The sequence below is a fragment of the Donghicola eburneus genome (assembly GCF_900115865.1).
GTDB lineage: Bacteria > Pseudomonadota > Alphaproteobacteria > Rhodobacterales > Rhodobacteraceae > Donghicola > Donghicola eburneus.
On sequence record NZ_FOXY01000013.1, the window covers coordinates 54,310 to 77,010 of the forward strand.

Genomic DNA, 22,701 nt, shown 5'->3' on the forward strand with positions numbered 1-22,701 from the left:
GAGTAATGATGAAACCCTTTGCACACGCCCTCGCTCTGGCACTTGCTCTGGTCGCTGGCACCGCTGCGCCTGTTTTTGCGCAGGGCGGGCCGCTCCGGATTGATATTACCCAGGGTGTGATCGAACCGATGCCGATCGCGGTCCCGCAATTCGTGGCGGAAACCGCTGGTGCGCAGGATATGGCCGCGCAGCTGACCCGCGTGATCGCCGCCGATCTGGTGGGCACGGGCCTGTTCCGCGAGATCCCCCGCGAGGCGCATATCAGCACCATCAGCAATTTCTCGGCCCCCGTGCAGTATGCCGACTGGAAGGCCGTGAACGCACAGGCGCTGGTGACGGGGGCGGTGTCCACGGATGCGAGCGGCCGTCTGATCGTGAAATTCCGTCTGCATGACGTGTTTAGCAACGGCGAGATGGGCGAGGGCCTGCAATTCGCGGGCACCACCGATGGCTGGCGCCGCATGGCCCACAAGGTTGCCGATCAGGTCTATAGCCGTATCACCGGCGAAGGCCCGTATTTCGACAGCCGCGTTGTGTTCGTGTCCGAGCAGGGCCCCAAAGCCCAGCGTCAGAAACGTCTGGCGATCATGGATTACGACGGCGCGAACGTGAACTACCTGACCGACAGCAGCAGCATCGTGCTGGCGCCGCGCTTTTCGCCCACGGGGGATCGCGTGCTATACACCAGCTACGAAAGCGGCTTCCCCCGCATCTACGTGATGGACGTGGGCAGTGCGACCCGTCGCCCGCTGGCCGATCAGCCCGGCACCATGAGCTTTGCCCCCCGTTTCGGCCCTGATGGCAACACCGTGGTGTATTCTGTGACCGAGGGCGGCAATACCGACCTGTATTCGCTGAACCTTGCTTCGGGCCAACGGGGCCGTTTGACCAGTGCGCCCTCGATCGAGACTGCGCCGAGCTTTAGCCCCGATGGCAGCAAGATCGTGTTCGAGAGTGACCGCTCGGGCAGCCAGCAGCTGTACATTATGTCCGCGAGCGGCGGCGAGCCGACCCGCATCAGCTTTGGCGATGGTCGTTATGGCACGCCCGTGTGGTCGCCCCGTGGGGATATGATCGCGTTCACCAAGCAGAACAAAGGCCGCTTCCACATCGGCGTGATGCGCGTGGATGGCAGCGAAGAGCGTCTGCTGACCGCGTCGTTCCTGGACGAAGGCCCGACTTGGTCGCCCAATGGCCGCGTGATCATGTTCACCCGCGAAACGCAGGGCGAGAATGGTGCCGCAGCGCTGTACTCGGTCGATATCTCGGGCCGCAATCTGAAGCGTGTCAGCATTCCCGCAGGCGGATCGGACCCCGCGTGGTCTCCGTTACAGCGGTAACCGTATCTTGGGCGCAAGCCTTGTGTTATAAAGCTCAAAAATTGAAAGAGCAGGAACCTAAATCATGAAAACTCTTGGCACAATCGCAGTTCTCGTTGCGGCCCTTGGCCTCTCGGCGTGTTCCAAAACCGGTGCGGACCGTTTTGGCGCGGACGGGGGCGCTGGTGCGGGCGCAGGCTATGGCGCAGGCGCAAACGGTGCCTATGGCGATCCGTCGAGCCCCGCGTATTTCCAGCAGGCCGTTGGTGACCGTGTGCTGTTCCTTGTGGACCAGTCGTCGCTGACCGCAACCGCGCAGGAAACCCTGTACAAGCAGGCCCAGTGGCTGCTGACCAATAGCGATTACAAGGCTGTGATCGAAGGTCACGCGGACGAGCAGGGCACGCGCGAGTACAACATCGCGCTGGGTGCGCGCCGTGCGACCGCTGTGCGTGATTTCCTGATCTCGCAGGGTGTGCCCGCGACCCGTCTGGAAACTGTGTCGTATGGCAAGGAGCGCCCCATCGCTGTCTGCTCGAGCGAGGACTGCTATTCGCAGAACCGCCGCGCTGTGACCGTGATTTCGGGCAGTGCCTTTTCCAGCTGATTTGTGACCGCGTTTAAAAGGAGTTTGGGATGATCCGGCAGACCTTGGGTGCGCTGATGATCGGGACAGTTCTGGCTGGTGCGCCTGTTTGGGCGCAGCAGGCGGACGAGGCAACACTGGCGGATTTGCGCCAGCAGCTGTCTGTGCTGAATGTGGATATCCAGCGCCTGAAGCGCGAGCTGTCCACCACAGGCGCGCCCGGTGGATCGGTGCAGGGCGGATCGGTGCTGACCCGTGTGGACGCCATCGAATCCGAAATGACCCGTCTGACCAACCGGATCGAGGAGTTGGGCCACCGGATCGAGACTGTCGTCACCGCGGGCACCAACCGCGTGAACGATCTGAACTTCCGTTTGTGCGAGCTGGAAGCCAGCTGCGATATCTCGACCCTTGAGGATATGCCGCGTTTGGGCGGGGCAGAGACGGGGGCGGCTATGCCGGTCTCTCCGATCCAGCCTGCGACGGGCGGGTCCGAGTCCGCTGGCACCGAACTGGCTGTCAGCGAGCAAGCGGATTTCGACCGTGCGCAACTGGCCCTGACCGAAGGGCGCTTTGACGAGGCGGCGGCGGATTTCGCTGCGTTCATCGAGGCGTATCCCGGGAGCCCTTTGACCGCGACGGCCCATCTGGGCCGCGCCAAGGCGCTGAAGCAGCAGGCTGACACCCGCGAAAGCGCGCGCGCTTATCTGCAGGCGTTCTCCACCGATCCCGAAGGGCCCGGCGCTGCCGAAGCCTTGACCGGACTGGGATCGGCTCTGGGGCAGCTTGGCCAGTTGAACGAGGCGTGCGTGACCTTGTCCGAGGTCAGTGTCCGTTTCCCCGGTGATCCGGCGGTGTCCGATGCCAGCACGGCGATGGGCGATCTGGGCTGCTCGTGAGCGAGGCGCTTCGTAACGTCATTGCGCGGCTTCGGGCCGCGCCACAGCCCCTCGGCATTGCGGTGTCGGGGGGCTCTGATTCTGTGGGGTTGATGCGGGCTGCGGTGGCGGCGGGTCTGAAACCGCAGATCGTGACCGTCGACCATGGCCTGCGCCCTGAGTCGCGGGCCGAGGCCGAGGGCGTGGCAGAGGCCGCTCGGCTCTTGGGGCTGTCCCACGACATTCTGGAATGGACCGACTGGAGCGGGCAGGGGAACTTGCAGGACGCCGCCCGCCGTGCGCGGCAGCGGTTGATCGGTGCGTGGGCGGCGGAGCGCGAGATTCCCGTGGTTGCCTTGGGGCATACACAGGACGATCAGGCCGAGACGGTGCTGATGCGGCTGTCGCGGGCGTCGGGCGTGGATGGTCTGTCGGCGATGCCCGAGTGGCGCGAATCTTATTGGGGCCACTGGTGGCGTCCGATGCTGGATTGCCCACGTCAGGAGATCCGTGACTGGCTGACGGATAGCGGAGTGCCTTGGGTCGATGATCCGTCCAACGAGAACGAACGCTTCACCCGTGTGAAAATGCGCAAGGCGATGCCGCTGCTGACAGAATTGGGGATCGGAGCCGACGTTTTGGCGCAGGTGGCCCTGCACCAGCAGCAAGTGCGGGACGCTTTAGAAGAAATTACATCGGATTTGGCTGCGCAAATTGCCACAGTTGATGGCGGCGTGCTGGAATTACAGGCAGAGCCCCTGTGGGCCGCCCCGACAGAAATTTCGCGTCGGCTGATATTGGCGGCGTTGCGCTGGATCGCGCCCGCGCCCTATGCGCCGCGCTCCGATGCCGTCGAAGGGGCGATCGCGAATCTGCGGGACGATCAGCCCACGACCTTGGCCGGATGTGCCCTGCGCCCGCGCAAGGGCACTATCGCGATTTTCCGTGAATACAACGCCGTGCGCGACATCACAGCCACGCCTCCAGCCTTGTGGGACGGGGTGTGGCAAGCCATCCCGCCGGAAGGTACGGAACCCGCCGAAATCCGCGCTTTGGGCCCCGAGGGCATGCGCCAACTGCCCGACGGGCGCCCCGACACGCGCCCCTACGCTGCCCTGATCGCAGAGCCAGCGGTATGGAAAAACGATCGATTGATCGCCGCGCCAATGGCCGGTTGGCCCTGCGGATGGCAGATTCATCGTGAAATCGGGGCAGATGATTTCACTCAAAGCATCTTATCGCATTGAACCTCGCTTCTGACTCTCTATTTTGATGTGAAAAGGTCAGGGCGCGTCTCTGGCTTTGGACTTCAAGGAGATGACTTTTGCAAAACGCGCGTAGCATCGCATTCTGGGTCGTGCTGTTTCTGCTGGTCCTTGCCCTGTTCAATCTGTTCAGTGGCAGTGGCACCTCGATGCAGAGCCAGACCGTCAGCTATTCGGAGTTTGTGCAGTCTGTGGACAACGGCAATGTCGCCCGTGTGACGCTGGATGGGGAAACCATCCGCTTCCAAGGCAGCGATGGTCGGGACTATCAGACGATCAAACCCGGTGACGCTCAGATCACCCAGACCCTGGTCGACAACAACATTCCGTTCGAGGCACGGAGTCAGGAACAGAGCGGTCTTCAGACCTTCCTCGTGTCCCTGCTGCCGTTCCTGCTGCTGATCGGCGTCTGGATTTTCTTTATGAACCGGATGCAGGGTGGCGGCGGTGGCCGTGGCGGCGCTATGGGCTTTGGCAAGTCCAAGGCCAAGCTGCTGACCGAGAAGCATGGCCGCGTCACCTTTGACGACGTGGCAGGCATCGACGAGGCCAAAGAAGAGCTGGAAGAGATCGTGGAATTCCTGCGCAACCCGCAGAAGTTCAGCCGCCTTGGCGGTAAGATCCCCAAAGGGGCGCTGCTGGTGGGCCCTCCGGGTACTGGTAAAACGCTGCTGGCCCGCTCGATCGCGGGTGAGGCGGGGGTACCCTTCTTCACCATCTCGGGCTCTGACTTTGTGGAAATGTTCGTGGGTGTGGGCGCAAGCCGCGTCCGTGACATGTTCGAACAGGCGAAAAAGAACGCGCCCTGTATCGTGTTCATCGACGAAATCGACGCTGTGGGCCGTGCCCGTGGTGTTGGCATCGGCGGCGGCAACGACGAGCGTGAGCAGACCCTGAACCAGCTGCTGGTCGAAATGGACGGCTTCGAGGCGAACGAGGGCGTGATCATCATCGCGGCCACCAACCGCCGCGACGTTCTGGACCCCGCACTGCTGCGTCCGGGCCGCTTTGACCGTCAGGTCACCGTGCCGAACCCCGACATCAAAGGCCGCGAAAAGATTCTGGGCGTTCACGCGCGCAAGACCCCGCTGGGCCCCGACGTTGACCTGCGCATCATCGCGCGCGGCACGCCCGGTTTCTCAGGTGCGGATCTAGCGAACCTCGTGAACGAGGCCGCGCTGATGGCTGCACGTATCGGGCGTCGTTTCATCACAATGGAAGATTTCGAAAACGCCAAGGACAAGGTCATGATGGGCGCAGAGCGCCGCAGCATGGTCCTGACCGCCGATCAAAAGGAAAAGACCGCCTACCACGAGGCTGGTCACGCCGTGGTCGGTCTGGAACTGCCCCAGTGTGATCCGGTCTACAAAGCCACGATCATCCCGCGCGGTGGTGCCTTGGGTATGGTGGTGAGCCTGCCCGAAATCGACCGCCTGAACTGGCACAAGTCGGAATGCGAGGAAAAGCTGGCGATGACCATGGCGGGCAAAGCCGCCGAGATCATCAAGTACGGCGAAGACATGGTCTCGAACGGTCCGGCTGGCGACATCCAGCAGGCGTCTGCTCTGGCCCGTGCCATGGTCCTGCGCTGGGGCATGTCGGACAAGGTCGGCAACATCGACTATTCCGAAGCCCACGAAGGCTACTCTGGTAACACCGCAGGCCTGTCTGTCTCGGCCCACACCAAAGAACTGATCGAAGAGGAAGTGCGCGGCATCATCCAACGCGGATACGAGCGCGCCTACCAGATCCTCACCGAAAAGAACGAAGAGTGGGAGCGTCTGGCCAAGGGTCTGCTCGAGTACGAGACCTTGACCGGCGAAGAGATCAAGCGCGTCATGCGCGGCGAGCCGCCCCAAGCGTCGGGTCAGGATGACGAGGATGACGCGGGCTCCAGCAGCATCACGGCGATCCCCAAAACCCGCGGCAAGAACAAGCCGTCGGGGGACACACCGGAACCCGAACCTTCGGCATAACGCCATATCAAACGCCCCGCCCAATCGCGGGGCGTTTTGCTTTTCCGGCCTCTGGTGGCCGGAACACAATTCCCCGCTTCTTTTTGCAGAAAATACTCACTATCCCGAAGGGGCACACAGTCTCGAAGGACGAAAGGACACACCATGCCCGCCCTGAAGCCCACATCCTTTAGCGCAAAGATCACTTGGCTGGGGCACGTGCTAGACCGCGACGCATCGCTGGCCTCCGAGCCGCTAGAGCAGATGGACCTGACATGGGCTGGCGTTGCAACCGAATCTCACGGGGGCGAAACGCGGCCTTCTTGCACGCGCGTTCGATCCCAGCACCCCAAGGGCACCGAGATCGCCAACGTCCGGCAGTTGACGATTCTGTCGGCCGAGGAATTGGCTGAAATCGCTGCCGAGATGGGCGTTGATGCGTTCAACCCCGCGTGGGCAGGCATCAGCATCGTGATCGAGGGCATTCCCGATTTCACTCATGTGCCGCCGTCGTCGCGCCTGCAGGCCGAGAGCGGGGCAACCATCGTCATCGACATGGAAAACCGCCCCTGCCATCTACCCGCCAAGGTCATCGAAGAAGAGGCGCCCGGCAAAGGCAGAGCCTTCAAAGCTGCCGCTCTGAACCGCCGCGGTGTGACCGCTTGGGTCGAACGTCCTGGCGCGCTGAAGGTGGGCGATACCTTGCGCCTGCACATCCCCGACCAGCCTGTTTGGCAGCATCTGGACGCCGCGCGGGCGGAATAAAGCGGTTAGGGCCGATCCGGCACTTGTTCTGAGGTGCAGAACCGATTACCTGCGGGCGCAACACTCGCCCGCAGGAGATATGACAGGATGGACAGGACGCGCCGCGCCCCTACCGAATGCCCCGACATGCCTACCTTGCGTGCCCAGATAGATGATCTGGACACCCAGCTTGTGACGCTATTGGTTGAGCGCGCGACCTATATCGACCGTGCCATCCAGTTGAAACCGGACGCAGGTTTACCCGCCCGTATTCGCGACCGAGTCGAGCAAGTTGTCGCTAACGTGCGCAATAAGGCGGATTCGCAGGGGCTTGACCCCGATTTGACTGAGAGCCTCTGGCGCAAGATCATCGACTGGTCGATCGATCGCGAGGAACGGGTTCTCGGGACCCACAAGGAGTAACCAGATGACCGCGAAGATCATCGACGGCAAGGCCTTTGCGGCCACGGTACGCGAAAAGGTGGCAGGCCATGTCAGCCGCCTGAAAGAAGAGCACGGCATCACCCCCGGTCTGGCGGTGGTTCTGGTGGGTGAGGACCCCGCGTCGCAAGTCTATGTCCGCTCCAAGGGCAAGCAGACCATCGAAGCGGGCATGAACAGCTACGAGCACAAGCTTGATGCCGCCACATCCGAGGCGGATCTGCTGGCGCTGATTGATCAGCTGAACAATGATCCTGCGGTTCACGGTATTCTGGTGCAGCTGCCGCTGCCCGATCATCTGGACAGCGATCTGGTGATCAACTCGATTGATCCGGCCAAAGACGTGGACGGCTTCCATATCTCGAACGTGGGTCTGTTGGGCACCGGTCAGAAGGCGATGGTGCCTTGCACGCCGCTGGGCTGCCTCATGATGCTGCGTGATCATCACGGGTCGCTGTCGGGAATGGACGCGGTCGTGATTGGCCGCTCGAACATCGTGGGCAAGCCGATGGCGCAACTGCTGCTTGGCGATAGCTGCACTGTTACCATCGCGCATAGCCGCACGAAGGATCTGGCCGATGTGGTCCGCCGCGCGGATATTGTGGTTGCCGCTGTTGGCCGTCCCGAGATGGTGCCTGGCGACTGGATCAAAGAAGGTGCGACCGTGATCGACGTGGGCATCAACCGCATCGACGCCCCCGAAAAGGGCGAGGGCAAGACCCGTCTGGTGGGCGACGTGCATTTCGAGAGCGCTGCGGCCGTTGCGGGCGCGATCACCCCTGTTCCGGGTGGTGTCGGCCCCATGACCATTGCGTGTCTGTTGGCCAACACTGTGACCGCGTGCTGCCGTGCGAACGGTCTGGCGGAGCCTCAGGGTCTGACCGCGTAAGCTGGTTCAGGTTTGGCGAATTCAAAGGTGCGCGGTCCGCTGGACCGCGCGCTTTTTTGTTTGTGGGGTGCTCGGGACCTCACCAAAGCAGCTACGAAGCCTGCCCGCGCGCATGGACTGGCGTGACAGGCGGCGGCCTCCGTCTCAAGGAAAATAGCGGTATCCCCGCGTGCCGCGCGGAGCCTCCGCGATTTGCCTTGCGCCGGAGCCCTTTGCCCGTCTCTTGGTCCTGCGTGCGAGGGCAGGCTCCGAAGCAGCAGGGGTCAGGTGCGGCGTTCGAGCTTGGTGGCGAGGTGGATCAGGCTCTCGATCTCTTTGACGCCGCGGGCGCTGCCGATCCATTCGAGGGTGCGGTCCAAAGTGGCGGTGTCGTCTGTGGCAACCTCGATCACCAGATCATAGCGGCCCGAGGCGCTGTGGATGGCCTTGACCTCTGGCAGGGATTTGATGCGTCCTACGATGGCCGAGGTTTCGTGAGGATCTGTGCAGACCAAAAGCGTGCCGCTGATGGCGGGGCGGGCGCCCGCGCCGAGGCGGATCGAGTAGCCCTCGATCACGCCGGATTTTTCCAGACGTTCGAGACGGGCCTGAACGGTCGTCCGCGCAAGGCCGATGCGGCGGGCGATGGTCGATACGCTCATGCGGGCATTTTCCGACAGGGCTGCGATCAGGGCGAGGTCTGTTGCGTCAAGTTGCATGGTCTGAACCGGTCCTTGGGCAAATTGCTTTGCCGAATCATACGATATGACTTTGCATTTCGGCAAGGTGATGAATGCCTGACAGTCTGGCGCGAATGGATGATGGTGGCTGGACTTGTTGGATAGGCCGACTACTGTCGGAAGAAAGACCGCTATGGAGGACAGCATGGAGAAGTTCGGCAAGAGCCAGCCGGTGACGCGCCGCGAGGACATCCGTTTTCTGACCGGCGGGGGGCGTTATGTCGATGATATCGTTCCCGACGGCGCAGGTGTCGGGGTGTTTTTACGCTCTCCGGTGGCGCATGGGCGGATCACAACGCTGGACGTATCAGCAGCCCGCGAGGCGGAGGGCGTGCTGTGTGTGTTGACCTGCGAGGATCTGATCGCGGCGGGCATGAATGTGGCCATGCGCGGTATGGTTCTGACGAACCACGATGGCAGCAAGGCTGCGGCACCAGAGCGTCCCATGCTGGCGCGGGATGTATTGCGATTCGTCGGGGAGCCTGTGGCGCTGGTCGTCGCTGAGACAGCGCAAGCGGCCAAGGATGCGGTCGAGTTGATCGAACTGGATTACGAAGAGCTGCCCGCGAAGCTGGATTATGACGCGGGCGGGCCTGTCGTGCATCCCGAAGCGCCGGACAACTGTGCCTTTGATTGGGACATGGGGGACGAGGCTGCGACGGAAGCAGTGTTCGCCGAAGCCGCTCATGTGGTGTCGCTGGAGATCGAGGACAACCGGATCATCGTAAACTCGATGGAGCCGCGCGGCTGTTTCGCCGAGTGGGACGGCAGCCGCTTGCACTTTGCCTTTAACGGGCAGGGCGTGTGGGCGATGAAGGGCGATCTAGCCAAGGCGATGGGTTTGGAGCCCGAGCAGATTCGCGTCACCAACCCCGATGTGGGGGGCGGTTTCGGCATGAAGGCCATGGGCTATCCCGAATATTTCGCGGTGGCGCAGGCAGCGCGGGTTCTGGGCCAGCCGGTGAAATGGTTCGCCGAGCGGACGGAGTCGATGCTGTCGGACAATGGCGGGCGCGATCTGGTGTCGTGCTGCGAGATGGCCTTTGACGCGGACCTGAAAATGGTGGGCTACCGCGTGGACACGCGCTGCAATCTTGGGGCCTATAATTCGGAGAATGGGCAGGCGATTCAGGCGGGTTTGTTCGCGAAGGTGCTGACCGGCACTTACGATGTGCAGACCACGTATCTGCGGTCGCGTGGCTATTACACCAACACGGTGCAGGTGGACGCCTATCGCGGCGCAGGCCGCCCCGAGGCGATCTATGCGCTGGAACGCTGCATGGATCACGCAGCGCGGATGCTGGACGTGGACCCGATCGAGCTGCGGCGGCGGAACTTTATCCCCGTGGATGCCTTTCCCTATAAATCGGCGACCGGGGAGTTGTACGACGTGGGGGACTTCAATCGCGTTCTGGATCGGGCAGAGGCCGAGGCGGACCTAAAAGGTTTTGCCGCTCGTAAGGACGCGAGTGCGGCGCAGGGGCGTCTGCGTGGCATGGGCCTGTGCTATTACATCGAAAGCATTTTGGGCGATCCGTCCGAAGGGGCTAAGGTCGAATTCCACAACGATGGCACCGTGTCGATCTATGTGGGCACGCAATCGAACGGGCAGGGGCACGAGACCGTCTATGCCCAGTTCCTGAGCGACCAGACCGGCATTCCGGTCGAGCAGATCTCTGTGATCCAAGGCGACAGTGACTTGATTGCGCGGGGCGGCGGTACGGGCGGGTCCCGCTCTGTGACTACCCAGAACACCGCGACTTTGGCAACGACGGCCAAGATGATCGAAGCCTTCGCGGCATTTCTGGCGGATGCCGAGGGTGTGCCAGCGGACGATGTCAGCTTTGACGACGAACGCTTCCGGATCGAGGGGTCGAACACCGCCCCCACCATGCTGGAGGCTGCGCAGATGGCGCGGGATGCGGGGCGTGACGATCTGCTGACCCACGAGGCGCGGGCCAAGCTGCCCGGTCGGTCCTATCCCAACGGCGCGCATATTGCAGAGGTCGAGATTGACCCTGACACAGGCGTCGTGACCGTGGACCGCTATACCGTGGTTGATGATTTCGGCAACCTCATCAACCCCTTGCTGGCCGAGGGGCAGGTCCATGGCGGGGTCGCCCAAGGGATTGGCCAAGCCATTTCCGAGCATGTGGTGTATGATGATACGGGCCAGCTCTTGACCGCGACCTTTATGGATTACGCGATGCCGCGGGCAGTCGATTGTCCTTGGGTATCGTTCACGTCAGAGCCCGTTCCCAGCACGGCAAATGTGATGGGAATGAAGGGCTGCGGCGAAGCTGGCACGGTTGGTGCACTGGCTGCTGTAGGGAACGCGGTGCAGGACGCCGTTTGGAGCAGAGGGATCACGCGGGTCGACATGCCGTTCACCCCTCTGAAAATGTGGGAGCTGTTGAAGAGCCATGCAGTGGCGGCTGAGTGATACGATTCTGGGTTGGCTTCGCGCCCGCCCCAAGGAAATCCACACGGCGCGGCAATACACCCGCCAGCCGGTCACTCATGTTATTATTCTCGACGGTACCATGTCCCGCCTCACCTTGGGGATGGAGACGAATGCTGGCCTGACTTACCGCCTGCTGCACGAGGTCGGGATGCCTGTGTCGCTGTATTACGAAGCGGGCATCCAGCTGCAGGATTGGCGCAGTTGGAACGACGTGATGCAGGGCCGGGGGCTGAACCGCCAGATCCGGCGAGCTTATGGTTATCTGGCCTCGCGCTACCATCCCGGCGATCGGATCTTTTTGTTTGGGTACTCGCGGGGGGCCTATGCAGTCCGCTCACTAGCGGGGGTCATTGACAGTGTCGGCCTGCTGCGCGGACCAGAGGCCACGGTGCGCAATGTGCGCAACATCTACCGCATGTATCAGCGCGGCGTGCATGATACGGATCGCGCGTTCCTGAGCCGCGTGTGTCACGACGAGGTCCCCATCGACATGGTCGGCGTTTGGGACACGGTCAAAGCGCTGGGGAATCGTCTGCCCTTTTTCGCGGCGGCGGCGGACCGGAAATACAAATTCCACAACCATCTGCTGGGGCCGTCGATCCGCCACGGCTATCAGGCGTTGGCGCTGGATGAGACGCGCGTCGGGTTCTCGCCAGTGATGTGGGAGACGACGGATGATTGCCCCACCCATGTAGAGCAAGTGTGGTTCCGCGGCACCCACGGGGATGTGGGCGGGCAATTGGACGGCTTCCTAGAGGCGCGGCCCTTGTCGAATATTCCGCTCGTCTGGATGCTGGAAAAGGCCGAAGACTGTGGCCTGACATTACCGCCGAACTGGCGCTATCGCTTTCCCACGGACCCTAGGGCGCCGAACATGGGAACGTGGCGCGGGCTGGGCAAAGTGTTTTTAGCGCGCAAGGCACGGACCGTGGGCGCAGATATCTCTGAGTCGCTGCACGAGACGGTTCATGGCCGGTATGACGATCATGTCTGGGCCAGCGATCAGGCCGCGCGGTCGGCAGTTGTGCCCCCGCCGACCTTGGCGTCAGAAGCGATCCCGCCCAAGGATATCGTGATTAGCTGATCGTAAGCATCGTGGTCGACGCGGTGGCGTAGAGCTTGCCATCCTCGACCCCTGTGATGCGCGCATGGGCAACGCCGGTGCGGCGGCCTGCGTGATCAACCTCGCCCACGGCTTCGACTTCCATTCCGACGGGAATCGGGCGGATGATGTTGACCTTGAGTTCCAATGTCAGGGAATGCTCTCCGGCTTTGCCGGTGCTGTTCACAGCGCCGCCAAGGGCGCTGTCCAGCAGCGTCGCGTACCACCCGCCGTGTGTGGTGCCGACCAGATTGGTGTGATCCGGACCGGGGATGCCGCGGAGCGTGACCGTGCCGTGCGCTGCATGGATCATTCGGTGTCCCATCACGGCCCAGATCGCTGGGGCAGGCGACTCGCCATTGATAATCCGCACAAGGTTTTCGAGCCCCGAACGCTCTGGGCTGAGCGGGACATCATTGGGCATTGCGTGTTTGGTCATAATTCCTGCTGGTCACGAAAAAGGGGCATGCTGCGTGTGCAACATGCCCCGATTGTTTGGATCAGGCAACGTTCTGCAGTTTGACCTGAGGTGTGACGCCGATGGCATGGCACACGTCGCGGGTCAGTTCAGGACGGTTCAGCGTGTAGAAGTGCAGGTCTTCGACACCCTCTTGGAGCAGTTCGTCACAAAGTTCGGTGCACAGCGCGGTGGCCAGCAGGTCCTGACGGTCGTCGCGGATCGCCTTGTCGAACGCTTCGTCCAACCATGCGGGGATCGAGGTGCCGCACGCGGCCGAGAATTTCTTGACGCCCTTCCAGTTTTCGATTGGCAGGATGCCGGGGATGATCGGTGCGGTGATGCCCGCATCGGCGCAGGCGTCACGGAAGCGCAAGAAGGTCTCTGCTTCGAAGAAGAACTGGGTCAGCGCTTCAGACGCACCGGCGTCCAGTTTACGCTTCAGCCACTCGACGTCCGCTTTGTGGTCGGTCGCCTCGGGATGCTTCTCGGGGTAGGCGCCCACACGAAGGGTAAACTTGCCGGTGTCGGCCAGCGCGCTGATCAGCTCGCAGCTGTCGGCAAAGCCCTCGGGGTGTGCCTTGAAGCCGCCGGTTCCCTTGGGCGGGTCGCCGCGCAGGGCGACGATCTGGTTGATGCCGGCCTCTGCATAGCTGTTGGCAATGTTCAGAGTCTCTTCGCGGGTGGCGTTGACGCAAGTGAGGTGAGCCGCTACGGGCAGACCTGTGGTTTTGTGCAGGGTGGTCACAGCCTCGTGGGTCAGGTCACGGGTGGTGCCGCCAGCGCCATAAGTCACGGAAACAAAACGGGGTTCCATGGGAGCCAGCACCTGCACAGTATCCCAGAGACGGAACGATGCTTCCAGCGACTGGGGCGGGAAGAATTCGAACGAAATACGCGGTGCGGTCATGGATAAGCTCCTTTGTTATGTCGCTCTTGTCTCACAAACGTCGGTGTGAGACAAACTCATTATCTTCAACATCAACATGAGCCAAACTCCAAGATGCACATAGAGTTCCGCCATTTGCGCAGCATCAAAGCTATTCACGAGGCGGGCGGTTTGGCCCGTGCGGCGGATATCCTGAACATCACGCAATCTGCTTTGTCTCACCAAATCAAGGGGTTGGAAGAGCAGTGCGGCGTCGAGCTGTTTGTGCGCAAGTCCAAGCCTATGAAATTGTCGGCAGCTGGCATGCGTCTGCTGCGCGCGGCAAACCGCATCTTGCCCGAGGTCGAAGCGATTCAAGAGGAGTTTATGGGGTTGCGGTCCGGTAAATCCGGGCGTCTGCACATCGCAATTGAATGCCATGCATGTTTTGAGTGGCTCTTTCCGGTGCTGGAACAGTTCCGCAAGCTCTGGCCCGATGTTGACGTCGATATCCGCCCCGGCCTGGCCTTTGACGCGCTGCCCGCCTTGCAAAAGGAAGAGGTGGATGTGGTTGTATCTTCGGACCCCGAAGACCTGCGTGATGTGATTTTCGAGCCGCTTTTCGACTATCACCCGATCTTTGTGGCTTCCAAAGACAACCCGCTGGCCAAGAAACCCTATATCGACGCAACAGATTTCCGTGGCGAGACGCTGATCACCTATCCGGTGGAGCGCGCGCGTTTGGACATTTTCAACCAGTTGCTGACCCCCGCCAAGGTCGAGCCAGCTGCTGTGCGTCAGGCCGAACTGACCGCGGTGATTCTGCTCTTGGTCGCCTCGAACCGTGGTGTCGCTGTTCTTCCTGACTGGGTGGTTCGCGAGGTGAAGTATAATAGTGACTATGTCACGCGCCCACTGACCAAGAACGGGATCACGCGCCGCCTCTATGCCGCTCTGCGCGAAGAGGATCGTCAGAAACCCTATATGGTTGATCTGCTGCGTCTGGCCGAAGAAGAGGCGCACAAGCTGCAAGCGGTTTGAACGGGAAACAGCCCTTGGCAAACGGGGTTTGAATGCGTAAACGGGCGCCTTGAGACAAAGGAGCCGGTTGGATGCAGGGCAGCGCAAATCTGAACATCATGATCAAGGCGGCACGCAAGGCGGGCCGTTCGCTGGTCAAGGACTTCCGCGAAGTCGAAAACCTTCAGGTCTCGCGCAAGGGCGCGGGCGACTTCGTAAGCCGCGCCGACCTGGCTGCAGAGCACATCCTGCGCGAAGAGCTGCTGGGTGCCCGTCCGACCTATGGGTACCTCGGCGAGGAAACCGGCGAAGTGAAGGGCGAAGACCCCACCCGTCGCTGGATCGTCGATCCGCTGGACGGCACCACCAACTACCTTCACGGCATGCCCCACTGGGCTGTGTCGATCGCGCTGGAGCACAAGGGCCAGATCGTATCGGCCGTGGTCTTTGACCCTGCCAAGGACGAGATGTTCTTTGCCGAAAAGGGCGCGGGCTGCTGGCTGAACGACCAGAAGCGTTTGCGTGTATCGGGCCGCCACCAGATCGTCGACTCGGTCTTTGCGACTGGCGTTCCGTGGGGCACCAAGCGCACTCTCCCCGCAACCATCCGCGACTTGTCGCGCCTGATGCCCGAATGCGCTGGCGTCCGCCGTTGGGGCGCTGCCTCGCTCGATCTGGCTTACGTGGCCGCTGGCCGCTACGAGGGCTACTGGGAGCGTGAGATGCACTCGTGGGATTTTGCGGCAGGCATGCTGCTGGTCTCCGAAGCGGGCGGCATGGTCGGCCCGATCCGTGAAGGCCGCGATCCGCTGGAAGACGGCGAAATTCTGGTTGCGAACCCCGACGTCTACGACCGCTTCGCCAAGATCATCCGCGAAGTCTGATCGCCGCGCATCACCGATTTTCAAAGGCCGCTCCTTGCTGGAGCGGTCTTTTGCGTTTCTACCTACGCCGGACCCGAGGCACCTGCGTCCGGTGCCACGTATAGTCGCGCTGAATGCTGCGCAACCCGATCTGCCGATCCCAGAAACGGCGACCGCCTTTGCGCCGCCACAACGGCCACGTCAGCGCAATCCCGGCGACGAACCCGCCGATGTGGGCCCAATAGGCGACCCCGCCTTCGTCGGTCGGCGTTCCCAGTCCGCCAAACAGCTGGAACGCAAACCACAAGCCCAGCATCAGCCACGCGGGCACAGTGACGACGCGCCAGATGATGATCAGGATTAGCAGAATATCGACGCGCGCCTTTGGAAACAGCAGGAGGTAGCCGCCCATTACGCCTGCGATTGCGCCCGAGGCTCCGACCATCGGGACAGAGCTGAATGGTTCAGCAGCAATCTGAAACACGGCTGCAACCAGACCCGAGGCCAGATAGAACAGCAGATACCGGCCCCTGCCGAACTGCTCTTCCATGTTGTCGCCAAAGATATAGAGAAATAGCATATTCCCAGCGATATGCATGAAGCTGCCATGCATGAACATCGAAGTGAACAGCGTGTACAGATGTTCGCCATGCACAATCAGCACTGGGAACATCGCATACTCTACATAAACACGCTGCAGCTCTGCATCGCTGACCAAAAGCGGCCAATGACTGAAAAATGCCAGCACATTCGCCGTGATCAAGGCGTAAGTGACATAAGGCACCTGCCTCGACGGATTCTGGTCTCTGATCGGGAACATATCTTATGAGATCGGGCGCGGAGCCCCTCCGGTCAAGGCCCACCCCGAATTAACCTTACTCATCTCTTCATCTTGGCCAAAATACCCCGGGGGTGCGGGGGCTGGCCCCCGCCTGCGCATACGAAAAAGGCGGCAGCGCGATACGAACTGCCGCCTACGTCCAGGTATCGACTGCGCTTAGGACGATGCAGCCAGCAGGGCGGCGTTTCCGCCCGCTGCAGTGGTATCGACGCACACATGGCGCTCGTGACGGGCATGTCCGGTGTCGGGTTGGCCGGCGATCAGAGGCAGGATCGGGCCAGTGCGTTCACTCAAAGCCACGCCGTAGCCGCGCGCTGTTGCCTCATCACCCCAGTAAATCGCGCCAGAAATACCGCGCAGGGAGCGCAAAGCGTCGGGCGCAACGGCTCCGTTAGCCACCACTGCCACACCGCCAAGGGACCGGATCGCCGCCGCTTGTTCCGCCGCGAGCGCCTTGGTTGGGCCAAGGCACAGGACAGGCGGACGGGCCATTGCGGTCAAGCGGTTCGATTCGCCGGTCGGGCCGGGCAGGGTGATGGTCGATGGCGCTGGGGCCTCGCCGGCTTGATCCACCAGCTGTTGCAATTCGGCGTCGGTTATCTGCTCCTGCCATGGTGCAGCCTGCGCAGGGGCGGGGCGCGCGGTAAAGCGTGTTAGATAGTTCGGGCCACCCGCCTTGGGGCCAGTGCCGGACAGACCTTCGCCGCCAAAGGGTTGGCTGCCAACAATCGCGCCGATCTGGTTGCGGTTTACGTAGATGTTGCCCGCGTGGACAGCCTCGGTCACGTGCTGCACACGGTCGTCGATCCGTGTTTGCAGGCCAAAAGTCAGGCCATACCCGGTGGCGTTGATGTCCGCGATCACCTGATCGAGCTCGCCTGATTTGAAGGTCGCCAGATGCAGCACGGGGCCAAAGATTTCGCGCTCCATCTCTTTGATCGAGCCAACCCGCAGCAGGGTGGGCTGGGCAAAGGTGCCCTCGCTCGGGGTGTCCAGCTGGTGCAGAACGCGGCCCTCGGCTCGGGCGGCGTCGATATAGGTCTGGATGCCGGACTGCGCCTCTTCGTCGATGACGGGACCGACGTCGGTGCTGATGTCCCATGGGTTGCCGACGGTCAGGGTGTTCATCGCGCCGATCAGCATCTTTTGCAGGTTCGGGGCGATATCCTCTTGGACATACAGACATCGCAGGGCCGAGCAGCGCTGGCCTGCAGATTGGAAGGCGCTTTCGATCACGGCTTGGACCGCCTGTTCGGGCAGGGCGGTGCTGTCCACGATCATGGCGTTCAGACCGCCGGTTTCCGCGATCAGCGGGGCGCCGGGGGCCATGTGTTTCGCCATTGCGCTGCGGATTTTCAGCGCGGTTTCGGTCGAGCCGGTAAAGGCCGCGCCGCCCACGCGGGCGTCCGAAGTCAGCGCTGCACCCACGTCCCCCGCACCGGGCAGAAGCTGCAGAGCGGTCGCGGGAACGCCAGCCTCGTGCATCAGTTGCACGGCGCGGAAGGCGATCAGGGGCGTTTGCTCGGCGGGTTTGGCCAGAACGGCGTTGCCGCTGGCCAGAGCCGCAGACACCTGACCGGTGAAGATCGCCAAGGGGAAGTTCCACGGCGAAATACAGGTGAAGGTGCCCACGGGAGCGGCCTCGGGCGCGTTGGCCGCGTAGTAGCGCAGGAAATCCACGGCCTCGCGCAGCTCGGCAATGGCGTCGGGCAGGGACTTGGCGGCCTCGCGGCTGGTCAGGGCAAAAAGCTCGCCGTAGTTGGCTTCGAACAGGTCGGCGGCGCGGTTTAGCACGGCGGCGCGGGTGGCACGGTCCGCGGCCCAAGGGGTGGCGGCAGACAGGGCGGTTTCCACGTCGGCTGGCGACGCAAAGCTGACGGTGCCCGGAATGTCGCCAGGGAGAGCAGGGTTCGCAACGTCAATCGCGGTTTCTGGTGCAGGCGCTCCCGCTAGCAGGGGCGCGGCGTGCCACTGGTGCGCGCGCCAGACGTTGCGATCGTGTTCGACTGTCGACAGGGTTTGCGCGTGTTCAATATCCCAGCCCATAGAGTTGGGGCGGTCGCCAAACAGTTCGGGGCCAGTCAGCAGGTGATCGGGGCGACCCATGACGGCGTCGAACGGGTCAGAGGCGACGACCGAAGGCGGGACTGCCTCGTTCACGATCTGGTTCACGAACGAACTGTTCGCGCCGTTTTCCAGCAGACGACGCACCAGATAAGCCAGCAGATCGCGGTGGGCCCCAACGGGCGCATAGATGCGACAGCGGGTCTTTTCGCCGGTGTGCACGATGTCATGCAGGCTCTCGCCCATGCCATGAAGGCGCTGGAACTCGAAGCTGTCGCGGTCGCTGCCCGCATAGTGCAGGACGGCCTGAACGGTGTGCGCGTTGTGGGTGGCGAACTGGGGGTAGATGCGGTCGGTCATCGACAGCAGCTTCTTGGCGTTTGCGATGTAGCTGATGTCGGTGGCGTGCTTGTCGGTGAAAACGGGGAAATCGCTGACACCCATGACCTGCGCGTGCTTGATTTCGGTGTCCCAATAGGCGCCCTTGACCAGACGGACCATGATCTTGCGATCAAGACGCTGCGCGGTTTCATAGAGCCAGTCGATCGCAGCACCGGCGCGTTTGCCATAGGCTTGGACGACGATGCCGAAACCTTCCCATCCGGCCAGACGAGGGTCGGCCATGGTGGCCTCGATGACTTCCAAAGACAGGGCCAGACGGTTGGCCTCTTCGGCGTCGATGTTCAGGCCCATGCCCGCTTCGGCGGCTTGGAGGCACAGCTTGGTCAGACGTTCTACCAGCAGGGGCATCATCGCGTCGCGCTGCGCCACGGTATAGCGCGGGTGCAGGGCCGAGAGTTTGACCGAAATGCCGGGGTTTTTGCGGATGTCCTGATGGGTGCAGGCGTTCGCGATGGCACTGATCGCACTGGAATAGGCGGTGAAATACCGCTCTGCATCCTCGTAGGTGCGGGCAGCCTCGCCGAGCATGTCGTAGGAATAGGTGTAGCCGCGCTCTTCCATCTTGGCAGCGCGTTTCATGGCGGCTTCGATGTTCTCACCCAGCACGAACTGGCGGCCCATTTCCTTCATCGCGCGGCCGACGGCGGTGCGAATGACAGGCTCGCCCAAACGGCGGATGGCGCTGCGCAGATGGCCAACGGGGCCGGGCTTTTTCTCTTCCAGCACTTTGCCGGTCAGGAGCAGGGCCCAAGTCGAGGCGTTCACTAGGGATGAGGTCGAGTGACCCATATGCTTGCCCCAGTCGCTGGGGGCGATCTTGTCTTCGATCAGGGCGTCGATGGTGTCGGCGTCGGGCACGCGCAGCAGGGCCTCGGCCAGGCACATCAGGGCGATGCCTTCGTCCGTGGACAGGCCGTATTCGGCCAGAAAGACCTCCATCAGGCCCGGATTGGTACGGCCGCGGATGTCGGTGACCAGTTTTGCGGCGTTGGCGGAAATCTGGGCGCGATCTGCGGCGGATAGGTCTGCGGCCTCTACCAGAGCGGCCAGGACAGCGTCTTCATTGGCGTAGGTGGCTGCGTCAATACGCAGGGGCAACGCCATCTTCTCATCTAGCATCATGGTGTTCCTTTCCCATTTGGGCCATAATACAGAAGGATTTTCAGCCAATATTCCCGATGTTGCGGAGTTTGGCTATTCACATCGACTTTATTTAGGGGGTTTTGCGATGCAAGATGATCAGGCGAACCTTGACCGGTTCGATTACGCGATTCTGTCCGAGCTGGGCCGCGAGGCACGGCTGAGTGTGACCGAGTTGGCCAAGCGGATCGGCTTGTCAAAATCCCCCACCCAAGCGCGTTTGCGGCGGCTGGAAATGTCGGGGATCATCATCGGGTATCGCGCCCTGCTGGATCCGGTGAAGCTGGGGCTGGACCACGTGGCCTTTGTCGAGGTGAAGCTGGGGGACACCCGAGAGGCTGCCCTGACCGCGTTCAACCGCGCGGTGGCCAAGATCGCCGAGGTCGAACAATGCCATATGATTGCTGGGAATTTCGACTACCTTCTGAAAATCCGCACGCGAGACATGGCGTCCTATCGTCAGGTTCTGGGGGAAAAGATTTCGACCCTGCCGGGGGTTTCGCATACCTCGACTTTTGTAGTGATGGAGGCGGTCAAGGAAACCGTGTCGGGGGATTTGACTTGACGCAAGCCGGGTGCGGCACAGATCATCGGTATGATGAAACGGTTGCTGCTCTTGACGTTGTGGCCCGCTGCCGCGCTGGCCGAATGTCCGCCTGACCCCGCACAGGAACAGGCGCTCAGTGCAGTTGTGTCCCGTTTTGCCAAGGCGCCTGATCGCAATGTCGCGCTGGATTTGCACAATCGCATGTGGCGGGTTCTGACCGACGCGCCGGACCAGACCGCGCAGGACTATCTGGATGCGGGGATGGAGCGGTTCCGGATGGGCGATTTTCCGGCTGCGATCAAAGCATTTGATGCCCTGACCGACTACTGTCCAGAATATGCCGAAGGGTACAACCAGCGCGCCATTATCCGCTTTGTCCAAGAGGACTACGAGGCCGCGCTGCCCGATATTGACCGTGCTTTGGCCCTGACGCCCCAGCACTTGGGCGCCATGACGGGCAAGGCCATGACCCTGATCGCCCTCGGCCGTGACGCAGAGGCGCAAGTCATCCTGAAACAGGCGCTGGCCTTGAACCCGTGGCTGCCCGAGCGCGCGTTGTTAAAAGAGCCGCAAGGCGAGGAATTATAACACCTATTCCACGTTGCATTCCTCGCACAGAACGGTAATGTCCGCGCACCCAGACACGTGCCCGCGTGATGGAATGGTAGACATAGGGGACTTAAAATCCCTAGGCCTTTGTGCCGTGCCGGTTCGAGTCCGGCCGCGGGTACCAGCATTCGCCACAAGCCATTGATTTACCTCAGCTTTAACTCACGTTGGAGCTACCGTAGACCATGCCGGAGACCATTTTAGTCCCGTACTCGTTCACCAAAGACGGTGTTTACTACTTCTCACGCCGAATTCCGTCCGACCTGTCGCATTACTATCTTGCCCCCCGAATCCAGTATTCACTCCGTACCAAAACGGCACGAGTGGCCGCGTCACGGTCCCAACGGGCGGCGCAGCAGCTTGATGAGTATTGGTATCACCTGCGGCTAAGGCAGAAGGATTTGCCTGGTCAACACATGCTTCGTCAGGCGCGGGAGGGCGCTGGGTTGTATCCGCTGGCTGTCGTGCCGCAGGCCATGCCACAGCAGCCCGTGAGCGCCTCTGTGAAGCTCTCTGAGGCCGTGGGAATCTATCAACGGCTCAAGGGTCAAGGGAAGTCAGAGACGTTCCTGAGGGCGACAGAGCGGTCCTGTGGCTACGTCATCGACGCTGTGAAGGACAAGGATATCACCGCCTACACCCGCGCCGATGCGAACAGGTTCCGCGATGCGCTGATCGAGCGGGGCTTGGTTGGAAGCAGTATCACCCGCATCATGGGAACCGTCAGGGCGGTCATCAACTTCGCAGCCAGTGAGTTGGGCGTTACCATCAACAACCCCTTCACGGGCGTTTACTATGATCGCACCGCTGGTGTCGAAAATCGTGAACCCGTACCGATGGACAAGCTGCGAGAGCTACAGGCCATGTGCCGCGCTGCCGATGATGATGCGCGGTGGTTGATCGCGTTGGTCTCGGACACGGGAATGCGCCTTGCTGAGGCGGCAGGGTTGCTGCGTTCGGATATCGTGTTGGATGGGCCGGTTCCCCATGTGGTCGTGCAGGAACACCCGTGGAGGCGGTTGAAGACGGCCAGCAGCGCTAGGAAGGTGCCGCTGGTCGGAGAGGCCCTGTGGGCTGCGAAGAGCGTGCTAGCGCATGACGCCAGCAGCAAGCTCGCCTTCCCCAGATATAACAAGGCTGAACGCACCAATGCCAACTCTGCTAGTGCAGCGCTGAACAAGTGGATGAAGCCGCACGTCCCCGAACGCTGCACCATGCATAGCTTCCGCCACTCGATGCGTGACCGGCTTAGGGCCGTGGAATGCCCCTCCGACATCGTTGACCAGATAGGGGGATGGCAGACCGAAGGCGTGGGGCAGGGCTATGGCAAGGGTTATCCCCTCGAAGTGCTAGCTAAGTGGATGCTCGCCGTGGCCTGATGGTCTCCGGCATGGTCTACGGTAGCTCCAACGTGAGTTAAAGCTGAGGTAAATCAATCGCTTGTGGCGAATGCTGGTACCCGCGGCCTCTTTCTGAGGTGGTTGGGTTCCCGTTACAGGCACCGCTTGAGCCAAAAGCCTCAGCAAAA

Annotated in this window: 20 protein-coding genes, 1 tRNA gene and 1 pseudogene; 17 read left to right on the forward strand and 5 right to left on the reverse strand. The window is 61.9% G+C overall.

Translation table 11 applies throughout. The annotated features are described in order from the left end of the window. The first annotated feature begins 8 nt into the window (after positions 1–8). The 8 genes from tolB to folD all read left to right on the forward strand — a co-directional run bounded on the left by tolB (position 9) and on the right by folD (position 8,077). Entirely contained in the window at positions 9–1,340 is a 1,332-nt protein-coding gene (tolB, locus tag BM225_RS18205; protein ID WP_072705610.1) for a Tol-Pal system beta propeller repeat protein TolB, read from the forward strand. Positions 1,341–1,404: 64 nt separating this feature from the next. Continuing rightward, positions 1,405–1,926, forward strand: coding sequence for a peptidoglycan-associated lipoprotein Pal (gene pal, locus BM225_RS18210; protein ID WP_072705558.1), 522 nt, complete (start codon positions 1,405–1,407; stop codon positions 1,924–1,926). A gap of 29 nt (positions 1,927–1,955) precedes the next feature. After that, positions 1,956–2,804, forward strand: coding sequence for a tol-pal system protein YbgF (gene ybgF, locus BM225_RS18215; protein WP_072705560.1), 849 nt, complete (start codon positions 1,956–1,958; stop codon positions 2,802–2,804). After that, the gene (tilS, locus tag BM225_RS18220) at positions 2,801–4,030 is read left to right on the forward strand and encodes a tRNA lysidine(34) synthetase TilS (protein ID WP_072705562.1); all 1,230 of its coding nucleotides are present in this window, start codon (positions 2,801–2,803) and stop codon (positions 4,028–4,030) included. Before ybgF ends, tilS begins: the two co-directional genes overlap by 4 nt. Before the next feature lie 77 nt (positions 4,031–4,107). Next, positions 4,108–6,024 (forward strand): ATP-dependent zinc metalloprotease FtsH, encoded by a 1,917-nt coding sequence (gene ftsH, locus BM225_RS18225; protein WP_072705564.1) that lies wholly within the window; start codon positions 4,108–4,110, stop codon positions 6,022–6,024. A gap of 144 nt (positions 6,025–6,168) precedes the next feature. After that, the gene (locus BM225_RS18230; RefSeq protein WP_072705566.1) at positions 6,169–6,768 is read left to right on the forward strand and encodes an MOSC domain-containing protein; all 600 of its coding nucleotides are present in this window, start codon (positions 6,169–6,171) and stop codon (positions 6,766–6,768) included. 87 nt (positions 6,769–6,855) lie between these two features. Then, positions 6,856–7,170: a chorismate mutase gene (locus BM225_RS18235; protein ID WP_072705568.1), complete on the forward strand. Its 315-nt coding sequence runs from the start codon at positions 6,856–6,858 to the stop codon at positions 7,168–7,170. A gap of 4 nt (positions 7,171–7,174) precedes the next feature. Then, positions 7,175–8,077 carry a bifunctional methylenetetrahydrofolate dehydrogenase/methenyltetrahydrofolate cyclohydrolase FolD gene (gene folD, locus BM225_RS18240; protein ID WP_072705570.1) on the forward strand — a complete coding sequence of 301 codons (903 nt, stop codon included), beginning with the start codon at positions 7,175–7,177 and terminating at the stop codon, positions 8,075–8,077. Between the two features lie 263 nt (positions 8,078–8,340). On the opposite strand, the gene BM225_RS18245 is transcribed toward folD, so the two are convergent. Further along, positions 8,341–8,775, reverse strand: coding sequence for an Lrp/AsnC family transcriptional regulator (locus BM225_RS18245; protein ID WP_072705572.1), 435 nt, complete (start codon positions 8,773–8,775; stop codon positions 8,341–8,343). Between the two features lie 166 nt (positions 8,776–8,941). Here BM225_RS18245 and BM225_RS18250 point away from each other — a divergent pair, with 166 nt between their 5' ends. Both BM225_RS18250 and BM225_RS18255 read left to right on the forward strand, forming a co-directional pair. Continuing rightward, positions 8,942–11,239, forward strand: coding sequence for a xanthine dehydrogenase family protein molybdopterin-binding subunit (locus tag BM225_RS18250; RefSeq protein WP_072705612.1), 2,298 nt, complete (start codon positions 8,942–8,944; stop codon positions 11,237–11,239). Then, the gene (locus tag BM225_RS18255) at positions 11,220–12,344 is read left to right on the forward strand and encodes a DUF2235 domain-containing protein (protein ID WP_083595618.1); all 1,125 of its coding nucleotides are present in this window, start codon (positions 11,220–11,222) and stop codon (positions 12,342–12,344) included. Before BM225_RS18250 ends, BM225_RS18255 begins: the two co-directional genes overlap by 20 nt. On the opposite strand, the gene BM225_RS18260 is transcribed toward BM225_RS18255, so the two are convergent. After that, positions 12,337–12,801: a PaaI family thioesterase gene (locus BM225_RS18260; protein WP_072705576.1), complete on the reverse strand. Its 465-nt coding sequence runs from the start codon at positions 12,799–12,801 to the stop codon at positions 12,337–12,339. The two genes, BM225_RS18255 and BM225_RS18260, sit on opposite strands and share 8 nt — an antisense overlap. Positions 12,802–12,862: 61 nt before the next feature. Next, a complete protein-coding gene (gene metF, locus BM225_RS18265) occupies positions 12,863–13,729 on the reverse strand; it encodes a methylenetetrahydrofolate reductase [NAD(P)H] (RefSeq protein WP_072705578.1) in 867 nt (288 codons plus the stop codon). A gap of 93 nt (positions 13,730–13,822) precedes the next feature. On the opposite strand from metF, the gene BM225_RS18270 reads away from it, so the two are divergent. Further along, positions 13,823–14,728: a LysR family transcriptional regulator gene (locus tag BM225_RS18270; RefSeq protein WP_072705580.1), complete on the forward strand. Its 906-nt coding sequence runs from the start codon at positions 13,823–13,825 to the stop codon at positions 14,726–14,728. A 71-nt stretch (positions 14,729–14,799) separates the two neighbouring features. Next, complete coding sequence (locus BM225_RS18275) at positions 14,800–15,591, forward strand: inositol monophosphatase family protein (RefSeq protein ID WP_072705583.1); 792 nt, start codon at positions 14,800–14,802, stop codon at positions 15,589–15,591. A gap of 58 nt (positions 15,592–15,649) precedes the next feature. Here the strand turns inward: BM225_RS18275 and BM225_RS18280 are convergent, their stop codons facing one another. Together BM225_RS18280 and putA are read right to left on the reverse strand one after the other, a co-directional pair. Next, positions 15,650–16,390, reverse strand: coding sequence for a rhomboid family intramembrane serine protease (locus BM225_RS18280; RefSeq protein ID WP_072705585.1), 741 nt, complete (start codon positions 16,388–16,390; stop codon positions 15,650–15,652). Positions 16,391–16,567: 177 nt separating this feature from the next. Further along, positions 16,568–19,999, reverse strand: a complete 3,432-nt coding sequence (gene putA / locus BM225_RS18285) for a bifunctional proline dehydrogenase/L-glutamate gamma-semialdehyde dehydrogenase PutA (RefSeq protein ID WP_072705587.1) — start codon at positions 19,997–19,999, stop codon at positions 16,568–16,570. 106 nt (positions 20,000–20,105) lie between these two features. Between putA and BM225_RS18290 the strand changes: the two genes are divergently transcribed. From BM225_RS18290 to BM225_RS18305, 5 genes and pseudogenes are all read left to right on the forward strand, one after another. Beyond that, positions 20,106–20,582: an Lrp/AsnC family transcriptional regulator gene (locus tag BM225_RS18290; RefSeq protein ID WP_072705589.1), complete on the forward strand. Its 477-nt coding sequence runs from the start codon at positions 20,106–20,108 to the stop codon at positions 20,580–20,582. A 30-nt stretch (positions 20,583–20,612) separates the two neighbouring features. Next, positions 20,613–21,152, forward strand: a complete 540-nt coding sequence (locus BM225_RS18295; protein ID WP_245780541.1) for a tetratricopeptide repeat protein — start codon at positions 20,613–20,615, stop codon at positions 21,150–21,152. 59 nt (positions 21,153–21,211) lie between these two features. Next, positions 21,212–21,297, forward strand: a tRNA-Leu gene (locus tag BM225_RS18300). A gap of 61 nt (positions 21,298–21,358) precedes the next feature. Continuing rightward, a pseudogene (locus BM225_RS22365) lies at positions 21,359–21,547 on the forward strand (DUF6538 domain-containing protein); the annotation flags it as partial. A 72-nt stretch (positions 21,548–21,619) separates the two neighbouring features. Then, a complete protein-coding gene (locus tag BM225_RS18305) occupies positions 21,620–22,552 on the forward strand; it encodes a site-specific integrase (protein ID WP_245780542.1) in 933 nt (310 codons plus the stop codon). The last annotated feature ends 149 nt before the right edge of the window (positions 22,553–22,701 follow it).